Annotated in this window: 16 protein-coding genes; 8 read left to right on the forward strand and 8 right to left on the reverse strand. The window is 71.3% G+C overall.

Annotated features, from left to right (window positions below):
• Positions 1–79: 79 nt before the first annotated feature.
• Positions 80–1,852, forward strand: a complete 1,773-nt coding sequence (locus MTAB308_RS28075) for an SDR family oxidoreductase (RefSeq protein WP_077104149.1) — start codon at positions 80–82, stop codon at positions 1,850–1,852.
• On the opposite strand, the gene MTAB308_RS28080 is transcribed toward MTAB308_RS28075, so the two are convergent.
• The gene (locus MTAB308_RS28080) at positions 1,849–2,190 is read right to left on the reverse strand and encodes an aminopeptidase (protein WP_077104151.1); all 342 of its coding nucleotides are present in this window, start codon (positions 2,188–2,190) and stop codon (positions 1,849–1,851) included. The two genes, MTAB308_RS28075 and MTAB308_RS28080, sit on opposite strands and share 4 nt — an antisense overlap.
• Positions 2,191–2,347: 157 nt before the next feature.
• Here MTAB308_RS28080 and MTAB308_RS28085 point away from each other — a divergent pair, with 157 nt between their 5' ends.
• A complete protein-coding gene (locus MTAB308_RS28085; protein WP_245831515.1) occupies positions 2,348–2,812 on the forward strand; it encodes an SRPBCC family protein in 465 nt (154 codons plus the stop codon).
• A gap of 3 nt (positions 2,813–2,815) precedes the next feature.
• Complete coding sequence (locus MTAB308_RS28090) at positions 2,816–4,408, forward strand: phytoene desaturase family protein (RefSeq protein WP_077104156.1); 1,593 nt, start codon at positions 2,816–2,818, stop codon at positions 4,406–4,408.
• Here the strand turns inward: MTAB308_RS28090 and MTAB308_RS28095 are convergent.
• A complete protein-coding gene (locus tag MTAB308_RS28095) occupies positions 4,405–5,952 on the reverse strand; it encodes a leucyl aminopeptidase (protein ID WP_077104158.1) in 1,548 nt (515 codons plus the stop codon). The genes MTAB308_RS28090 and MTAB308_RS28095 overlap by 4 nt on opposite strands.
• A 15-nt stretch (positions 5,953–5,967) precedes the next feature.
• Complete coding sequence (locus MTAB308_RS28100; RefSeq protein ID WP_077104160.1) at positions 5,968–7,086, reverse strand: adenylate/guanylate cyclase domain-containing protein; 1,119 nt, start codon at positions 7,084–7,086, stop codon at positions 5,968–5,970.
• A 41-nt stretch (positions 7,087–7,127) separates the two neighbouring features.
• On the opposite strand from MTAB308_RS28100, the gene gcvT reads away from it, so the two are divergent.
• The gene (gcvT, locus tag MTAB308_RS28105) at positions 7,128–8,237 is read left to right on the forward strand and encodes a glycine cleavage system aminomethyltransferase GcvT (protein ID WP_108637422.1); all 1,110 of its coding nucleotides are present in this window, start codon (positions 7,128–7,130) and stop codon (positions 8,235–8,237) included.
• A 56-nt stretch (positions 8,238–8,293) separates the two neighbouring features.
• Entirely contained in the window at positions 8,294–9,400 is a 1,107-nt protein-coding gene (locus tag MTAB308_RS28110) for a branched-chain amino acid aminotransferase (protein WP_077104164.1), read from the forward strand.
• A gap of 67 nt (positions 9,401–9,467) precedes the next feature.
• Here the strand turns inward: MTAB308_RS28110 and MTAB308_RS28115 are convergent, their stop codons facing one another.
• From MTAB308_RS28115 to MTAB308_RS28130, 4 genes are read right to left on the reverse strand one after another with little or no spacing between them, the layout of a single operon-like run.
• Entirely contained in the window at positions 9,468–10,199 is a 732-nt protein-coding gene (locus MTAB308_RS28115; RefSeq protein ID WP_077104166.1) for an adenosylcobinamide-GDP ribazoletransferase, read from the reverse strand.
• Positions 10,196–11,263, reverse strand: coding sequence for a nicotinate-nucleotide--dimethylbenzimidazole phosphoribosyltransferase (gene cobT, locus MTAB308_RS28120; protein ID WP_173842285.1), 1,068 nt, complete (start codon positions 11,261–11,263; stop codon positions 10,196–10,198). The genes MTAB308_RS28115 and cobT overlap by 4 nt, the downstream gene beginning before the upstream one ends.
• The gene (locus tag MTAB308_RS28125) at positions 11,260–11,796 is read right to left on the reverse strand and encodes a bifunctional adenosylcobinamide kinase/adenosylcobinamide-phosphate guanylyltransferase (protein WP_077104170.1); all 537 of its coding nucleotides are present in this window, start codon (positions 11,794–11,796) and stop codon (positions 11,260–11,262) included. The genes cobT and MTAB308_RS28125 overlap by 4 nt, the downstream gene beginning before the upstream one ends.
• A 27-nt stretch (positions 11,797–11,823) precedes the next feature.
• The gene (locus tag MTAB308_RS28130; RefSeq protein WP_077104172.1) at positions 11,824–12,507 is read right to left on the reverse strand and encodes a DUF3043 domain-containing protein; all 684 of its coding nucleotides are present in this window, start codon (positions 12,505–12,507) and stop codon (positions 11,824–11,826) included.
• Positions 12,508–12,689: 182 nt separating this feature from the next.
• Here MTAB308_RS28130 and MTAB308_RS28135 point away from each other — a divergent pair, with 182 nt between their 5' ends.
• Together MTAB308_RS28135 and MTAB308_RS28140 are read left to right on the forward strand one after the other, a co-directional pair.
• Entirely contained in the window at positions 12,690–13,766 is a 1,077-nt protein-coding gene (locus MTAB308_RS28135) for a glycerate kinase family protein (protein ID WP_077104904.1), read from the forward strand.
• Between the two features lie 58 nt (positions 13,767–13,824).
• A complete protein-coding gene (locus tag MTAB308_RS28140; RefSeq protein ID WP_077104174.1) occupies positions 13,825–14,184 on the forward strand; it encodes an iron-sulfur cluster assembly accessory protein in 360 nt (119 codons plus the stop codon).
• Between the two features lie 91 nt (positions 14,185–14,275).
• Here MTAB308_RS28140 and MTAB308_RS28145 read toward each other — a convergent pair whose 3' ends face one another.
• Positions 14,276–14,926, reverse strand: coding sequence for an Rv0361 family membrane protein (locus tag MTAB308_RS28145; RefSeq protein WP_077104176.1), 651 nt, complete (start codon positions 14,924–14,926; stop codon positions 14,276–14,278).
• Positions 14,927–15,113: 187 nt separating this feature from the next.
• On the opposite strand from MTAB308_RS28145, the gene MTAB308_RS28150 reads away from it, so the two are divergent.
• Positions 15,114–16,088 (forward strand): carbohydrate kinase family protein, encoded by a 975-nt coding sequence (locus tag MTAB308_RS28150; protein WP_077104178.1) that lies wholly within the window; start codon positions 15,114–15,116, stop codon positions 16,086–16,088.
• The last annotated feature ends 9 nt before the right edge of the window (positions 16,089–16,097 follow it).

Here is a 16,097-nt window from a genome sequence, read left to right on the forward strand (position 1 = left end):
GGCGCGGGCCGCGCGGCTGCCCGGGCGGCCCGAACACCCTTGCTACGGTGTGGCGACGTAGTCAAAGCGGGGAGGTCCGGTGCCGGCAATACAAGAGGTGCCCCAGCGGTTCGTCGACAGCGCGGACGGCACGCGGATCGCCGTCTACGAGGAGGGCAACCGGGAGGGCCCGACCGTCGTGCTGGTGCACGGCTTCCCCGATTCCCACGTGCTGTGGGACGGCGTGGTGCCGCTGCTGGCCGAGCGGTTCCGCGTGATCCGCTACGACAACCGGGGCGTCGGCATGTCGGCGGCGCCCAAGCCGGTTTCCGCCTACACCATGGCCCGGTTCGCCGACGATTTCGCCGCGGTGATCGGCGAGCTCAGCCCGGGTGCGCCGGTGCACGTCCTGGCCCACGACTGGGGCTCGGTCGGCATCTGGGAGTACCTGAAGCGCCCGGGCGCCGGCGACCGGGTCGCCTCGTTCACGTCGGTGTCCGGCCCCAGCCAGGACCAGCTGGTCGAGTACATCTTCGGCGGGCTGCGGCGGCCCTGGCGCCCCCGGCGCTTTGTGCGGGCCATCAGCCAGGCGCTGCGGCTGACCTACATGGTGTTCTTCTCGATCCCGGTGCTGGCGCCGCTGTGCCTGCGGCTGTTGTTGTCGATCCCCGCGCTGCGGCGCAACGCCGTCGACAACATTCCCGACGACAAGATCCATCACTCCGCCAAGCTGGCCGCCGACGCCGCACATTCGGTGAAAACCTATCCCGCCAACTACTTTCGGTCGTTCTCCCGCAAGCGGGAGCTGCACATGGTCGACGTGCCGGTGCAGCTCATCGTCAACACGCGGGACAAGTACGTCCGGCCCTACGGCTTCGACGACACGGCGCGCTGGGTGCCGCGACTGTGGCGCCGCGACATCAGGGCTGGCCACTTCTCGCCGATGTCACACCCGCAGGTGATGGCGGCCGCGGTGCACGACTTCGCCGACCTGGCCGACGGCAAACAGCCGGGCCGGGCGATGCTGCGCGCGCAGGTCGGACGCCCCCGCGGGCGCTTCGGCGACACCCTGGTGGCGGTCACCGGCGCGGGCAGCGGCATCGGGCGCGAGACCGCGTTCGCCTTCGCCCGGGCGGGCGCCGAGCTGGTGGTCAGCGACATCGACGAGGCCACCGTCAAGGAGACCGCCGCCGAGATCACGGCGCGCGGCGGCGTCGCCCACGCGTACGTGCTCGACGTGTCCGACGCCGGCGCGGTCGAGGCGTTCGCCGAGCGGGTCAGCGCCGCGCACGGCGTGCCCGACATCGTCGTCAACAACGCCGGCATCGGGCAGGCGGGATGTTTCCTGGACACCCCGGTCGAGGAGTTCGACCGGGTGCTCGAGATCAACCTGGGCGGCGTGGTCAACGGCTGCCGGTCGTTCGGCCGCCGCCTGGTCGAGCGCGGCACCGGCGGCTACATCGTCAACGTCGCGTCGATGGCCGCCTACGCCCCGCAGCAGTCGCTGATCGCCTACTGCACCTCGAAGGCCGCGAACTACATGTTTTCCGACTGCCTGCGGGCCGAACTGGACGCGGCCGGGGTCGGGGTGACGACGATCTGCCCCGGCGTCATCAACACCAACATCATCAGCACCACCCGCTTCAGCGCCCCGGTCGGCAAGGACGGCAACGTCGACGGCCGGCGGGGCCAGCTCGGGCGCCTCTTCGCGCTGCGCCACTACGGGCCGGAAAAGGTCGCCAAGGCGATCCTGTCGTCGGTCGAAAAGAAAAAGCCGATTCGGCCCGTCGCGCCGGAAGCCTATGCGGTGTACGGCCTTTCCCGCGTGGCGCCGCAGGCGTTGCGCAACGCCGCGCGGGTGCGGGTGATCTAGACCGTTCGGGACCCCGACGGTCGTCGCACCAGCAGCGCGGCGCCGATCGCGACGACCCCGATGACGGCCAGCGGGATGGTCCAGCTGCGCCGGCCGTTCACCGACGACTGGCATTGGGCCACGTAGTCGGTGTGCGGGAGGACCTGGTTCAGGATGGGGATGTTGGCGCCGTTCTTGTCGTTGGCATTGCGGGCGCTGGACAAGTCCACCGCGATCCCGTTCCCGCATGAGACGGAATTGCCGTTGCCGTCCGACACGGACACCGGTACCAGCAGCCCGATGATCCCGGCCAGCAAAAGCACGGCGCCCACTGCGATGATGATCCGTCGCACAGTCACTATTAGTCTCCCGTCGAACGCGAGTGTTGTAACGGCTTAGTAACCACTGGCCGCCGCCGCTAAACCGACCGGCGCTCTCGGGCGTGCACCGAGGCGGCGCATGGTTCCCGCCGACCGGGGTACCCGTAGGCATCACTGCCGTGTGAAAGGACCTTCAATGACGGCGACTCGAAAGATGGCGACCACCCGCGAGGTGCGGGCGTCGCGCCAGCAGATCTGGGATGCGATGAGCGACGGATGGACGTATGCGCAGTGGGTGGTGGGTAACAGCCGCACCCGCGCCGTCGACTCGAATTGGCCGCAGCCCGGCTCCGCGATCAAGCACTCGGTCGGGGTATGGCCGCTGGTGATCAGCGACGAAACGGTGGTCGAAAGCTGCACGCCCGGTGAGGAACTCGTGCTGCGCGCGGGTCTCGGATCGCTCGGCTCCGCGCGAATAACGTTGCGGCTCACCGATATTCCGGACGGCTGTCGCATCGATATGGTCGAGACACCGGCCTCCGGGCCGCTCCGGCTCCTGCCCGACCGGCTGGTCCTGGCCGCGGTCTACCCGCGCAACCGGGAATGCCTGTTGCGGTTGACGGCGCTTGCCGAACGCCTCGAGCCCAGCCAGGTCGACTAGGGCATGGCCGACGAGACCGCTGACGCGGTCGTCATCGGCGCCGGACACCACGGGCTGGTGGCGGCGTCGATGCTGGCCGACGCCGGTTGGGACGTGCTGGTGCTGGAGGCCCAGCCGGAACCGGGTGGCGCGGTGCGCAGCGCCGAACTGACACCGGGTTACATCACCGACCTGTTCAGCTCGTTCTACCCCATGACGGTGGCCTCGCCGGCGATGGCGGCGCTGCGGCTCGAGGACCACGGCCTGCGGTGGTCCCGTGCGCCGGCGGTGGTGGGTCATCCGCGCTGCGCGACCGACGACGACCCGCCCATCATCTACCCCGACCCCGCCCGCACCGCAACGGAATTGGCGCGCCGGGAACCCGGGGACGGCGACAACTGGTGGCGCGCCGTGGAACTGTGGCAGCAGATCAAGGCGCCGCTGCTGGACGGGATGCTGGCGCCGTTTCCGCCGGTGCGGCCGATGCTGCGGCTGCTGCTGAAACTGGGCACCGCCGACGCGGTGCGGCTCGCCCGCCTGTTGATCCAGCCCGCCAACACCATGGCGGGCCGGCTGTTCGACGGCGACGCGCCGCGGACCCTGTTGCTGGGCAACGCGATGCACGCGGACGTGCCGCCGGACGCTCCCGTCAGCGGCGCGATGGGTTTCCTGATGACGATGCTCGCCCAGGACGGCGGCTGGCCGGTGCCCGTCGGCGGTTCGGGCCAGCTGACGGCGGCGCTGGTGCGGCGGGCCGGCTCGGCCGGCGCGCGAATCGAGTGCAACCAGAACGTTTCCCGCATCCAGGTGCGCGGCGGGCGGGCGGTGGGAGTGAGCACCGCCGGAGGCCGGACGGTTCGGGCCCGCCGGGCGGTCGTGGCCGACGTGACCGCGCCGCGGCTTTTTTGCGACATGCTGCCCGCGGACGCGGTCCCGGCCGGGTTGCGCCGCGAGCTCGAGCACTACGGCTGGGACCCGCCGGTGGTGAAGGTCAACTACGCGCTCGACGGCCCCGTTCCGTGGCGATCGGAGAACCTGCGGGACGTGGGCACCGTCCACCTCGGGGCCGACGGCGACGGGCTGGTGCGCTGGATGGCCGACCTGAACACCCGGGTGGTGCCCGAGCATCCGTTCCTGCTGTTGGGCCAGACCACCACGGCGGATCCGAGCCGATCGCCGGAGGGAACCGAAAGCGTATGGGCCTATACGCATTTGCCGCGCGACGTGGCCGATGACGCCGCCGCCGAGCGGCTCGCGAAGTCGATGGATCAGGTGATCGAAGAGCACGCCCCGGGCTTCGGCGCGGCGGTGATCGACCGGTTCGTGCAACGCCCGTCGGACCTGGAGGCCAGCGACGCCAACCTGCACCTGGGCGCCCTGAACGGCGGCACCGCGCAGCTGCAGCAGATGCTGATCTTTCGTCCCGCGCCCGGGATGGGCCGCGCCGAAACCCCGGTCGAGGGCCTGTATCTGGGCAGCGCGTCGGCCACCCCGGGCGGGTCCGTGCACGGCGCGTGCGGCCGCAACGCGGCCAACGCCGCGCTGGCCGCCGGGGGAGTGACGGGCTGGCCGCGCCGCCGGGTCAGGCGGGCCGTCTTCTCGTTGCTGACGAACTAGCCGTTCTCGGCGATGTCCTCGAGCACGGCGAACATGGTGCGGGTCGGCACGCCGGTGCCGCCCTTGGGCGTGTACCCCCACGGGCTGCCGGTGTTGTACGCCGGGCCGGCCACGTCGATGTGTGCCCAGCCCACCCCGTCGGCGACGAACTCGCGCAGGAACACCCCCGCCACCAGCATCCCGGCGAAGCGCTGCCCACTGATGTTGGACAGGTCGGCCACCGTGGACTTCAGGTCGTCCTTCAGCTCGTCGGGCAGCGGCATCGGCCAGCCGTTCTCGCCCACCCGCTGCGAGATCGCCGCCACCCGGTCGCGGAACTCGTCGCTGCCCATCACGCCGGGGATGCGGGCTCCCAGCGCCACCGTCTGCGCGCCGGTCAGCGTCGACGTCTCGATCAGGTAGTCCGGGTCGTCCTCGCACGCCCGCACGATGGCGTCGGCCAGGATCAGCCGGCCCTCGGCGTCCGTGTTCTGCACCTCCACGGTGGTTCCGCCGTACTGGGTCAGCACGTCGCCCGGGCGCTGGGCCGTCGCCGACGGCATGTTCTCGGCCATCGGCACCGTGGCGATCACATCGATCGGCAGTTGCCGCTGCGCGGCCAGCGCGACGGTCGCGATGACCGCGGCCGCGCCACCCATGTCCGAGGTCATGTAGTGCATCGACGCCGCCGGCTTGATCGAGATGCCGCCGGTGTCGAACGTGACGCCCTTGCCCACCAGAGCCACCTTTTTAGCCTGCTTGGGTTTCTTGGCGAGCTTGGAGCCGCGATGGGTGAGCCGCACCAGCCGCGGCGGGCGCGACGAGCCCTGACCGACCCCGATCACCCCGCCGTAGCCCGCCTTCTGCAGCGCCTTGTCGTCGAGCACCTCCACCTCGAGGCCCACCGATTCACCCAAAGCCTTTGCGCGCTTGGCGAATTCGGCCGGAAACAGGTGACTGGGCGGCGTGTTGACCAGGTCGCGCGCGGTGGCGACCGCGGTCGCGACGGCCGCCCCGTGCGCGCTGTCCTTCTTGGCGTCCTTGGAGGTGGACAACACGGTGATCTTGCGCAGCCCGTTGTCTTTCGGCGCGGTCTTGTCGCTGCGGAACTCGGTGAAGCGGTAGCTGCCCAGGATCAGCCCCTCCACGGCGGCCGAGCACACGTCGTCGCCGGGCAACTGGGTCAACGTGGTCAGCACCGCCTCGGCCCCGCCCAGCAAGCGCGCCGCCACACCCGCGGCGCGACGGATCACGTCGGCCGGCCATTCGGGGCGCGGCTTGCCCAGCCCGATCGTCAGCACGCTGGCCACCGGCAGCGACGCCACCACCAGCCGGTGCACCTGCTCGCTGCCGCCGGTGGCCTCGAGCGCCTTCAGGCCGGATTCGATCTCGGCGACCGCGTCGGCGGACAGGAACGGCCCGGCCGCCGAGACGACCGCGCCCGGCTTGTCCTCGTCGCCGGCCGAGACGACCGGAACCACCAATACCGCCGAACCCACGTTGCGTTTGGGCAGCGAGGTGGCGACGTTGACGGTGGGTGCTTGGTAGGCCGGTTCGGTGCTCACGGCAAACCACCCTAGTCACCCGGGCCGGGGGTCGCTTGGGCCGTCCCGGCCGTGCAGTTCGAAGGCGGCCACCGGGTGGTCAAAACCCTTGAGCGTCAACGGGCCGTGGGGGACCCCGGGCCAGTCGGGTAACTCGTCGCGAAGCTCGGAGGAGGCCAGGATCTGCCCTGGTGCCGCCGAGCCCACCAGGCGGGCGGCCAGGTTCACCGGGATGCCGAAGTAGTCGCCGTTGATGGCCAGCACCGCGCCGTATCCGAGGCCGGCGCGCACGCCCAGGCCCGCCTCGCGCGCCCGCGGATGGTCGACGAGATCGACCGCCGCCCGCGCGAGCCGCTCGGGCGACGAGCACACCCACATCACGGCGTCGCCGATGAACTTCACCACCCGGCCGCCGTCGGCGTGCACCACGTCGGCGACGGTGGCACCGAACTCGGTGAGCAAGTCCGACAATTGCGCCGGCGTCAGGGCCTGGGTCAACGCGGTGAAATTGGACAGGTCGGCAAAACCGATGCCGCATACCACGCTCGCCGACGTGTCGCGCAGCACGCCCTCGAAGTACGTGCGCGCGCTGGTCAGGTGGTGGCGGTGCACGACGTCGATCAGGGCCCCGATGCGGGGCACGAACTCGGCGACCGACCGGTACGCCTGCGCCGTGGCGAGCTCGTCGTGGGTGTAGTTCATCTGGATGTCCGGCGTCCCGGCCCGGAGCACCGACGACTCGGCCTCCGCCAGCCGGGCCATGGCGGCGCCGAGCACCCGCAGCATGCCGAGCGCCCCGTCCTCGCCGACCACCGCCCTGAGCCCCACCCACGTCGAGAGCGCATCGACGTCGGCCTGGCTGAGCGCGGGGGCGTCGGGGCCGGCGACGGTCAGGCCGAGCGAAGCCCACGCGCGCGCCACGTCGTCGGCGGGCAGGCCGAGTTGCGCGGCGGCGGACTGGATCGTGTAGACCGGCCGGCCAGTCCACGCCAGCACGTCGCCGGCCAGCCCGAACAGCCGCCCGCGGCGTTCGGCCTCGGCCATGTCCTCGACGGTGAACCCGAGTCCGTCCAGGTACTTGATCAGGTCGGCTCGCTCGCGGGCGTTCGCGACGCCCGCGGCCTCGAACTCGTCGAAGTCCAGCGGATCGGACACCTGCCCAAGTGTGCCAGCGGCGAAGCCGATTAGGGTAAGGCATCGTGACGGAGCTGCAGCACGGACCGCTGGACGACCGCCATCGCGACCTGGGCGCAAACTTCGCCGAGTTCAGCGGCTGGTCGATGCCGGTGTCCTACGCCGGCACCGTCAGCGAACACAACGCCACCCGCAACGCGGTCGGCCTGTTCGACGTCAGCCACCTCGGCAAGGCGCTGGTGCGCGGGCCGGGCGCCGCCGCGTTCGTCAACTCCGCGCTCACCAACGACCTGGGCCGCATCGGCCCGGGCCAGGCGCAATACACCCTGTGCTGCACCGAATCCGGCGGCGTCGTCGACGACCTGATCGCCTACTACGTCAGCGACGACGAGATCTTCCTGGTGCCCAACGCCGCCAACACCGCCGCGGTGGTCGACGCGCTGCGGGCGGCCGCCGAGGCCGGTTCGGGGCCGGGGCTGACCATCACCAACGAACATCGCTCGTATGCGGTGCTGGCCGTGCAGGGCCCGCGATCGGCCGACGTGCTCGGCGAGCTGGGCCTGCCGACCGACATGGATTACATGGGTTACGCCGATGCCACCTACTCGGGGGTGCCGGTCCGCGTCTGCCGCACCGGCTACACGGGCGAGCACGGCTACGAGCTGCTGCCGCCCTGGGATTCCGCGGGTGTGGTGTTCGACGCGCTGCTCGCGGCGGTGAGGGCCGCCGGGGGAGAGCCGGCCGGCCTCGGCGCCCGCGACACGCTGCGCACCGAGATGGGCTATCCGCTGCACGGGCACGAACTTTCGCTCGACATCTCGCCGCTGCAGGCCCGCTGCGGCTGGGCCGTCGGCTGGAAGAAGGACGCGTTCTTCGGCCGCGACGCGCTATTGGCCGAGAGGGAAGCCGGACCGCGGCGGCTGCTGCGCGGGCTGCGGATGGTCGGGCGCGGGGTGCTGCGACCCGGCCTGACCGTCCTGGCCGGGGACGCCCCGGTCGGGGTCACGACCTCCGGGACGTTCTCGCCGACGCTGCAGGCCGGCATCGGGCTGGCGTTGATCGACACGGACGCCGGCATCGACGACGGTCAGCGCATCAAGGTCGACGTCCGCGGCCGCGCGGTCGAGTGCGAGGTCGTGCGCCCGCCCTTCGTCGCCGTGAAAACGCGTTAGCGCCCAGGGGTTCACGTGAGAAAAACCCATTGGCGCGCGGATATAGAATCGGCCGCATGACCAGCGGCTCGCTCGAGTTCACGGTTCTACGCGCGTCTAATCCCGCGACCGACTCGGAACGTGAATCGATCCTGGCGGAGCCGGGTTTCGGCAAATACTTCACCGACCACATGGTGTCGATCGACTACGACGAGGGCCGGGGTTGGCACAACGCGCGCGTCATCCCGTACGGCCCGATCGAATTGGACCCCTCGGCGATCGTGCTGCACTACGCGCAGGAGGTCTTCGAGGGGCTCAAGGCATACCGCTGGGCCGACGATTCGATCGTGTCGTTTCGCGCGGAGGCCAACGCGGCCAGGATGCGTTCGTCGGCGCGGCGGCTGGCCATTCCCGAGCTGCCCGAGAGCCTCTTCGTCGAATCCCTTTGCCAGCTCGTCGCGGTCGACAGGACCTGGGTGCCGCGGACCGGCGGCGAGGAGGCGCTGTACCTGCGGCCGTTCATCTTCGCGACCGAGCCGGGGCTGGGCGTGCGTCCCGCCAAGCAGTACCGCTACCTGCTGATCGCCTCGCCGGCCGGCGCGTACTTCAAGGGCGGTATCAGCCCCGTGACGGTGTGGGTGTCGACGGAATACGTGCGGGCCAGCCCCGGCGGCACCGGGGCGGCCAAGTTCGGTGGGAACTACGCCGCCTCGCTGCTGGCCCAGGCCGAGGCCGCCGAAAACGATTGCGACCAAGTGGTCTGGCTGGACGCGGTCGAGCGCCGCTTCATCGAAGAGATGGGCGGGATGAACCTGTTCTTCGTGTTCGGCAGCGGCGGATCGGCGCGGCTGGTCACCCCGGAGCTGTCCGGCTCGCTGCTGCCCGGAATCACCCGGGACTCGTTGCTGCAGTTGGCCATTGACGCCGGGTTCTCCGTCGAGGAGCGCCGGATCGACATCGACGAGTGGCAGAAGAAGGCCGCCGCCGGTGAGATCACCGAGGTGTTCGCCTGCGGCACCGCGGCCGTCATCACCCCGGTCTCGCGGGTGAAGTACGGCGACAACGAATTCACCATCGCCGACGGGCAACCGGGCGAGGTGACGATGGCGCTGCGCGACACGCTGACCGGAATCCAGCGGGGCACCTTCGCCGATACGCACGGCTGGATGGCCCGGCTGGGCTAGGGCCCGCATTGCACCCGCCGTGACGCTGCAGTCACGTTCGGGGCCCAGCGTGACTGCAACGTCACGCTCAGCCGTGCATCGCGGCCAGCGCCACCGCGGCCACCGTCGTGGTGAGTTCGATCGCGGCGCCCAGCACGTCACCGGTGATGCCGCCGAACCGGCGCACGCAATGCCCCACCAGCGCGGCGCCGCAGCCCACCGCGACCAGCACCGCGACCGGCCCCTGCCACGGCCGCGAACCCGCCAGCAGCGAGACGGCGAGCAGCGCGGCGAGCCAGGCCGCCAGCACGGGCGCCGGCTGGCTCCCGGCGACCCGGGCCCCCAGCGCGCTGCCCTCGGCCGCCGGCACCGACCGCCGGCACGCCAGCACGGCCGCGACCCGGCCGGCGACGACCGCCAGCACGATGGCCGCCGGTCGTAGCGCCGAGAAGGCCAGCCCCTGCAGCAGGATGACCAGCACCACGGCCGCCACACCGAACGGCCCGGTCGACCCGTCGCGCATCACCGCCAGCGCGCGCTGGGGCGGGCCGTAGCACCCCAGCCCGTCGGCCGTGTCGGCGACCCCGTCGATGTGCAGCCCGCGCGTGACGAGCAGCAGCGTTGCCACCGCGAGCAACCCGGGCAGCGGGCTGGACGCACCGAAAACCCAAGCGCCACCCCACGTCACGCCCGCGGCCAACGTCCCGAGCGCGGCGCCGACCACGGGCAGCGCGGTCATCGCGCCGCGGCCCATCGGGGCGTTCCCCGGCACGGGTAGCACCGTTGCGAACGCGAAAGCAGTTGCCAGCGAACGCATCACGGTGGCGGCGGGGTGGCCGGCCCGGCCGCACCGGCCACCCCGGCTTCTTCGAAGGTGGCCATGGAGCACAGCGCGGCCACCGCGGCGCGCAGCACCGGCAGCGCGACCGCCGCGCCGGTTCCCTCGCCGAGCCGCATGCTCAGGTCCAGGATCGGGTCCAACTCGAGGGCCGCCAGGGCCAGCTCGTGGGCGGGCTCCGTCGACCGGTGACCGGCCTGCCACCACTGCCGCGCGCCGGGAGCCAGGCGCTCGGCGACCAGTGCCGCGGCGGTCACCGCCACGCCGTCGAGCAGCAGCGGGGTGCGCCGCACCGCCGCCTGGGCGCAAAAGCCGGCCATCGCGGCCAGATCCGCCCCGCCGCAGCAGCGCAGCAGCCCGACAGGGTCGGGTAGCACCGCCCGCGCCCGGAACAGGGCGTCGCGCACGGCGGCGGTCTTGCGCGCCCACCCCGCGTCGTCGATCCCGGTTCCCAAGCCAACCGCCGCGACCGGCTCGGCGTTGGTCAGCGCCGCCACCAAAACCGCCGCCGCGGTGCTGTTTCCGATCCCCATGTCGCCCGCGATCAGCAGGTCGGCGCCCGCGTCGACCTCCTCGTCGGCGATGGCCCGGCCCGCGGCGAGCGCGGCGATCGTCTCGCCGTCGGACAGCGCGTCGGTGGTCCGGATGTCGCCGCTGCCGCGGCGCACCTTGTGGGCGCCGATCCGCGCGGAAGCCGCCTCGGCGTCGACGGCCAGGTCCGCCAGCCGCACCGTCGCGCCGGCGACGCCGGCCAGCACGTTGATCGCCGCGCCGCCGCCGTCGATGTTGGCGACCATCTGGGCGGTGACCTCCGGCGGGTAGGCCGACACCCCCGCCCGCGCGACTCCATGGTCGCCCGCGAAGACCACCACCCGGGCGCGCTCGAATTGTTTTGGCGGACAACGCCCTTGGCACGACGCCACCCACACCGACAGGTCCTCGAGGCGGCCCAGGGCGCCACGGGGCTTGGTCAGCGCGTCCTGGCGGGCGCGGGCGGCGGCGGCGGCGCCCGCGTCGGGCGGCGATACCGGGGCGAATTCCATCAGGTCCCCGACGGCTTGATCTGCATCGGCTGCCCGGCCACCACCAGCACCACCCGGTCGCACAGCTCGGCGACGCGCTGGTTGAGCGTGCCGAGTTCGTCGGCGAACCGGCGACCGGATGCGGTGGCCGGCACCACGGTCAGCCCGACCTCCGGGCTGACCAGCACCAGCGTGGAACCGAACGCGCCCACCGCGGCCAGCAGCGCCTCGATGGGGGCCGCCACCGACCCGTCGGCCCACGCGTCGTTGCGGTCCAGCGCGCCGGTCAGCCAGCCGCCGAGGTCGTCGACCAGCGTCGGGGTGCCCGGCGACTGGCGCAATTGGCCTGCGACATCGCCGGTTTCGACCGTGCACCAATGCGCGGGCCGGCGGTCGCGGTGCCGCGCGACCCTGTCCGCCCAGTCCGCGTCGGCCCCGTCCGCCGGCGCGGGGGCCAGGTAGCGGACCGGCTCGCCGGGCGGCAGCGACGTGGCGATGGCCTCCTCGGCCCAGCGGGACTTCCCGGACCTGATCCCGCCGAGCACCAGGGTGCGCACGGGGATCAGGCGGCTTTCGGGCGCCGCTTAATCAACACTGCTGCCGCGCTCGACCTGGGGCCGCGGCGCCCGCATCCGGCGCAGCTGTGAGGCCCGGCCCGCGGCGTAAATGCCCAGCTTCCAACGGCTTTCGGTGTTGTCGGGGAACTTGGCGTCCACCAGCTTGCTGACCTTGCGCGCCAGCAGCACGCCGTCGACGCCCATGACGACCATCAGCACCAGCATCGCCGGGGAGGCGTAGAACTGCAGCTGCGCGACGCCGAACGAGGCAAACAGCAACAGCATCGTCGCCGGCATGAACAGGCCGAGCAGGTTGCGCCGGGAGTCCACCACGTCGCGCACGTACCGCTTGATGGGCCCCTGATCGCGCGGCAACAGATATCCCTCGTCGCCGGCCAGCATGCGTTCGCGGCGGTCCGTCATGCGCGCGCGGCTGGCGGTCCGCTCGGCCCGGCGCTCCTCGCGGCTGAGTTTGGGGCCGGCCAGCGATTTCCGGCGGGCCCGCGCCTCGGCCGCGGTCATGGGCGCCGGTGCGACGTGGCCCTTCCTCGGGTTGCGCCGGGCCTCGCTGCGCTTGGGCGTGGGCCGACCCTTGGGGCCGGTCCGGCGCGACCCGGTGTCCGCCGAAGTGGCTGCATCGATGTCCGCGGTCACCCCGGCGGACCCTTCGAGGTCGTCGTCCTGGCCCTTCTTGCGGCCCATCAGCTTCACAGTGCCAAGGTTACTTCCCGGGGGGATCACCCGGTCATGGCCCCGGAACGCGTGGTTATCGGCCATGCGCCAGCGCGGCGCTTGCACCTACGCTTGACTGTGATGAATGGCTACCTGTGATGGACGACGGCACGATGGCCTCGGATGATGGCCTCGCACCCGGCCGTCTGCGGCTGCCGGCCATGCAGGTTTTGGTCGCCCCGGATTGCTATGGGGACAGCTTGTCCGCCGTGCAGGCCGCGGCCGCCATCGCGACCGGCTGGACGCGCTCGCGTCCCGGCGATCGGTTCATCGTCGCCCCGCAGTCGGACGGCGGCCCGGGCTTCATCGAGGTGCTGGCCGGCCGGCTGGGACAGCGGCGGCGGGTGACGGTGTGTGGGCCGCTGAGCACCGCGGTGGAGGCCGATTGGGTGTTCGACCGCCGCTCGAAGACCGCCTATCTGGAGTGTGCGCAGGCGTGCGGCCTCGCCCTGCTCGACGGTCCTCCCACCCCAGAAACCGCGCTGACGGCCGACAGCAGCGGCGTCGGGCAGCTCATCGCCGAGGCGCTGCGGGCCGGGGCCCGCCGGATCGTGGTCGGACTGGGCGGCAGCGCGTGTACCGACGGCGGCAAGGGGATGATCGCCCAGCTCGGCGGGCTGAAAGAGGCCCAGCGCGCGATGACCAACGTGGACCTGATCGCGGCCACCGACACCGAGTACCCGATGCTGGGCCCGTGGGGGGCGGCCAGGGTGTTCGGGCCGCAGAAAGGCGCGGACACCACCACCGTCGCCGCGCTCGAGGTCCGCCTCGAGGCGTGGGCGATCGAACTGGAAGCCGCGGCCGGACGGGACGTCAGCTCGGAGCCGGGCGCGGGCGCCGCCGGTGGTCTGGGCGCCGGGCTGCTGGCGCTGGGCGGCCGGTGCGAATTGGGCGCGGAAATCATCGCCGAGCACACCCACCTGGCCGACGACCTCGAGACGGCGGACATGATCGTCACCGGTGAGGGCCGCTTCGACGAGCAGTCCCTGCACGGGAAGGTGGTCGGCTGCCTCGCGGAATCGGCCGGTCCGCTGGGAATCCCGGTGATCGTGCTGGCCGGCCAGGTCGGGCTGGAAAACTCCGCGGTGCGCTCGTCGGGCATCATGTCGGCCCTGTCCATCGCCGATTACGCCGGTTCCGTGCGGTTGGCGCAGGCCGACGCGGCCAACCAGCTCATGGGATTGGCCTCCGAGGTCGCGGCGCGACTCGGGAATAGCGGTCCCGCAATGTACCGTTGAGGCAGTGGGCCGTCCCCGGTGCGGGTGGCGCCCGACCATGAGCTAAGTAGGAGAAGCAATGACGGTGCAAAACGAGTCGACGACCGCCAAGACCCATGGCGTGATCCTGACCGAAGCCGCCGCTGCCAAGGCGAAGTCGCTGCTGGACCAGGAGGGCCGTGACGACCTGGCGCTGCGCATCGCGGTCCAGCCGGGCGGATGCGCGGGCCTGCGCTACAACCTGTTCTTCGACGACCGGACGCTGGACGGCGACCTGACCGCGGAGTTCGGTGGCGTCACGCTGACGGTGGACCGGATGAGCGCGCCCTACGTCGAAGGCGCGTCCATCGACTTCGTCGACACCATCGAGAAGCAGGGCTTCACCATCGACAACCCCAACGCCACGGGTTCGTGCGCCTGCGGGGACTCGTTCAACTGATCGACGGGCCGCTCATCCCGGTCGCGGCGACCCGTCCCCCAGCTCCGCGGGGGTAGCCCCACGCCAGGCCTCGCCGCCCTCGCGATCGCCGCTAGTACGAGCCGCCGGTGCGGAGCACATACGCACACACCATGATCTGGCCGCGCTGAAATAGCAGCTGGGCCATGCCCTGGACGTCGCTGCGCGCCGGGCTCCCGTCCGCGGGCGACACACGCATGGTGAACAGCGCCTGGGCCTGGTATTGCGACAGGTAGACGATCTTGTCGACCGACACGAGCTGCACGTCGGAGAACTGCTTGCGCAGGGCGTCACTGCTCATCTTGGCCAGCGCCACGTCGGAGCGCTTGTCGCGGACCGCGTCGTACATGCCGCACAGCGCGTTGCGGACGATGACGTCGATATTGCGGTGCTCGAGGGCGTCCAGATAGTCCTGAATCGCCGTTTTGGCCGCGCCCTCGGAGAACGAGTTGCCGGTATTGGCCCCGTTGGTGCGAACCCCGTACGCGATCGCGAGCGTCGTCGCGGCGACCAGCGCGACGGCCATCATTAGGCCGATGAGCAGCCGCCGCTTGGGCCGCCCCGTCGGGTACGGGACCGGGGGCGTTTGACCGCCGTAATGGGCCGCGTGGTGGGTTGGCGGGCCCGCCGGAGGCTCGCCGGGGAACTCGAGCGGCCGGGACCCGGTGTGGGGCGTTGGTCCGGTGGCGCCGACGGTGGGGTCCGGCGGGTGCGGACCTGCCATGTGGTTCTCCTACGGTGGTGGTCGGGACCATGAACGCGCCGGGTCCCGACGGGCCCGAGGCCGGCGGCCCGGCGACGTCTCATTTCCCTAGGCAGGCTAGCGCACGAGTTTGCCCGGACCGTGAGGCGACGACACCCGATGCGCCTGAGTAAGCTAGATAACCTTACTAACGAAGGATGGAGATTTCGTGACGATCGCGGTGACAGGTTCTATTGCGACCGACAATCTGATGCGGTTCCCCGGCCGCTTTTCCGAGCAGCTGCTGGCCGACCATCTGCAGAAGGTGTCGCTTAGCTTCCTCGTCGACGACCTGGTCATTCACCGTGGTGGCGTGGCGGGCAACATCGCCTTTGCCATCGGTGTGCTAGGCGGTGATGTCGCGCTGGTCGGTGCGGCCGGCGATGACTTCGCCGATTACCGCGAATGGCTCGTGGCGCACAACGTCAACTGCGACCACGTGCTGATCTCACAGACCGCGCACACCGCGCGGTTCACCTGCACCACCGATGTCGATATGGCCCAGATCGCGTCGTTTTATCCGGGGGCGATGTCGGAGGCCCGCAACATCAAGCTCGCCGACGTGGTGTCCTCGGTGGGGAAGCCGGAGCTGGTCATCATCGGGGCCAACGACCCCGACGCGATGGTGGTGCACACCGAGGAGTGCCGCAAGCTCGGCTTGGCGTTTGCCGCCGATCCGTCCCAGCAGCTGCCCCGCCTGTCCGGGGAAGACATCGACAAGCTCGTCGACGGTGCGGCCTACCTGTTCACCAACGACTACGAGTGGGAGCTGTTGTTGTCCAAGACCGGCTGGTCGGAGGCCGACGTGCAGGGCAAGGTCGGGCTGCGGGTGACGACGCTGGGGGCCAAGGGCGTCGACATCGTGGAGCGCGACGGGACGACCACGCATGTCGGTGTGGTGCCCGAGACCAGCCAGACCGACCCCACCGGGGTCGGCGATGCGTTCCGGGCCGGTTTCCTGACCGGGCGCAGCGCGGGGCTGAGCCTGGAGCGTTCGGCGCAGCTGGGCTCGCTGGTGGCGGTGCTGGTGCTGGAGTCCACCGGAACCCAGGAGTGGGTGTGGGACCACGAGGTGGCGAAGTCCCGGCTGGCCGGCGCCTACGGCGAGGACGCGGCCGCCGAGATCGCCGCGGTGCTCGCCTGAGCGAGGCCG

The organism is Mycobacterium terramassiliense (assembly GCF_900157385.1).
Classification (GTDB): Bacteria; Actinomycetota; Actinomycetes; order Mycobacteriales; family Mycobacteriaceae; genus Mycobacterium; species Mycobacterium terramassiliense.

Coding starts and splice junctions, on each gene's coding strand:
- MTAB308_RS28085 (WP_245831515.1), top strand. CDS start 2,348: ATGACGGCGACTCGAAAGATGGCGACCACCCGCGAGGTGCGGGCGTCG.
- MTAB308_RS28090 (WP_077104156.1), top strand. CDS start 2,816: ATGGCCGACGAGACCGCTGACGCGGTCGTCATCGGCGCCGGACACCAC.
- MTAB308_RS28110 (WP_077104164.1), top strand. CDS start 8,294: ATGACCAGCGGCTCGCTCGAGTTCACGGTTCTACGCGCGTCTAATCCC.
- MTAB308_RS28135 (WP_077104904.1), top strand. CDS start 12,690: ATGCAGGTTTTGGTCGCCCCGGATTGCTATGGGGACAGCTTGTCCGCC.
- MTAB308_RS28140 (WP_077104174.1), top strand. CDS start 13,825: ATGACGGTGCAAAACGAGTCGACGACCGCCAAGACCCATGGCGTGATC.
- MTAB308_RS28145 (WP_077104176.1), bottom strand. CDS start 14,926: ATGGCAGGTCCGCACCCGCCGGACCCCACCGTCGGCGCCACCGGACCA.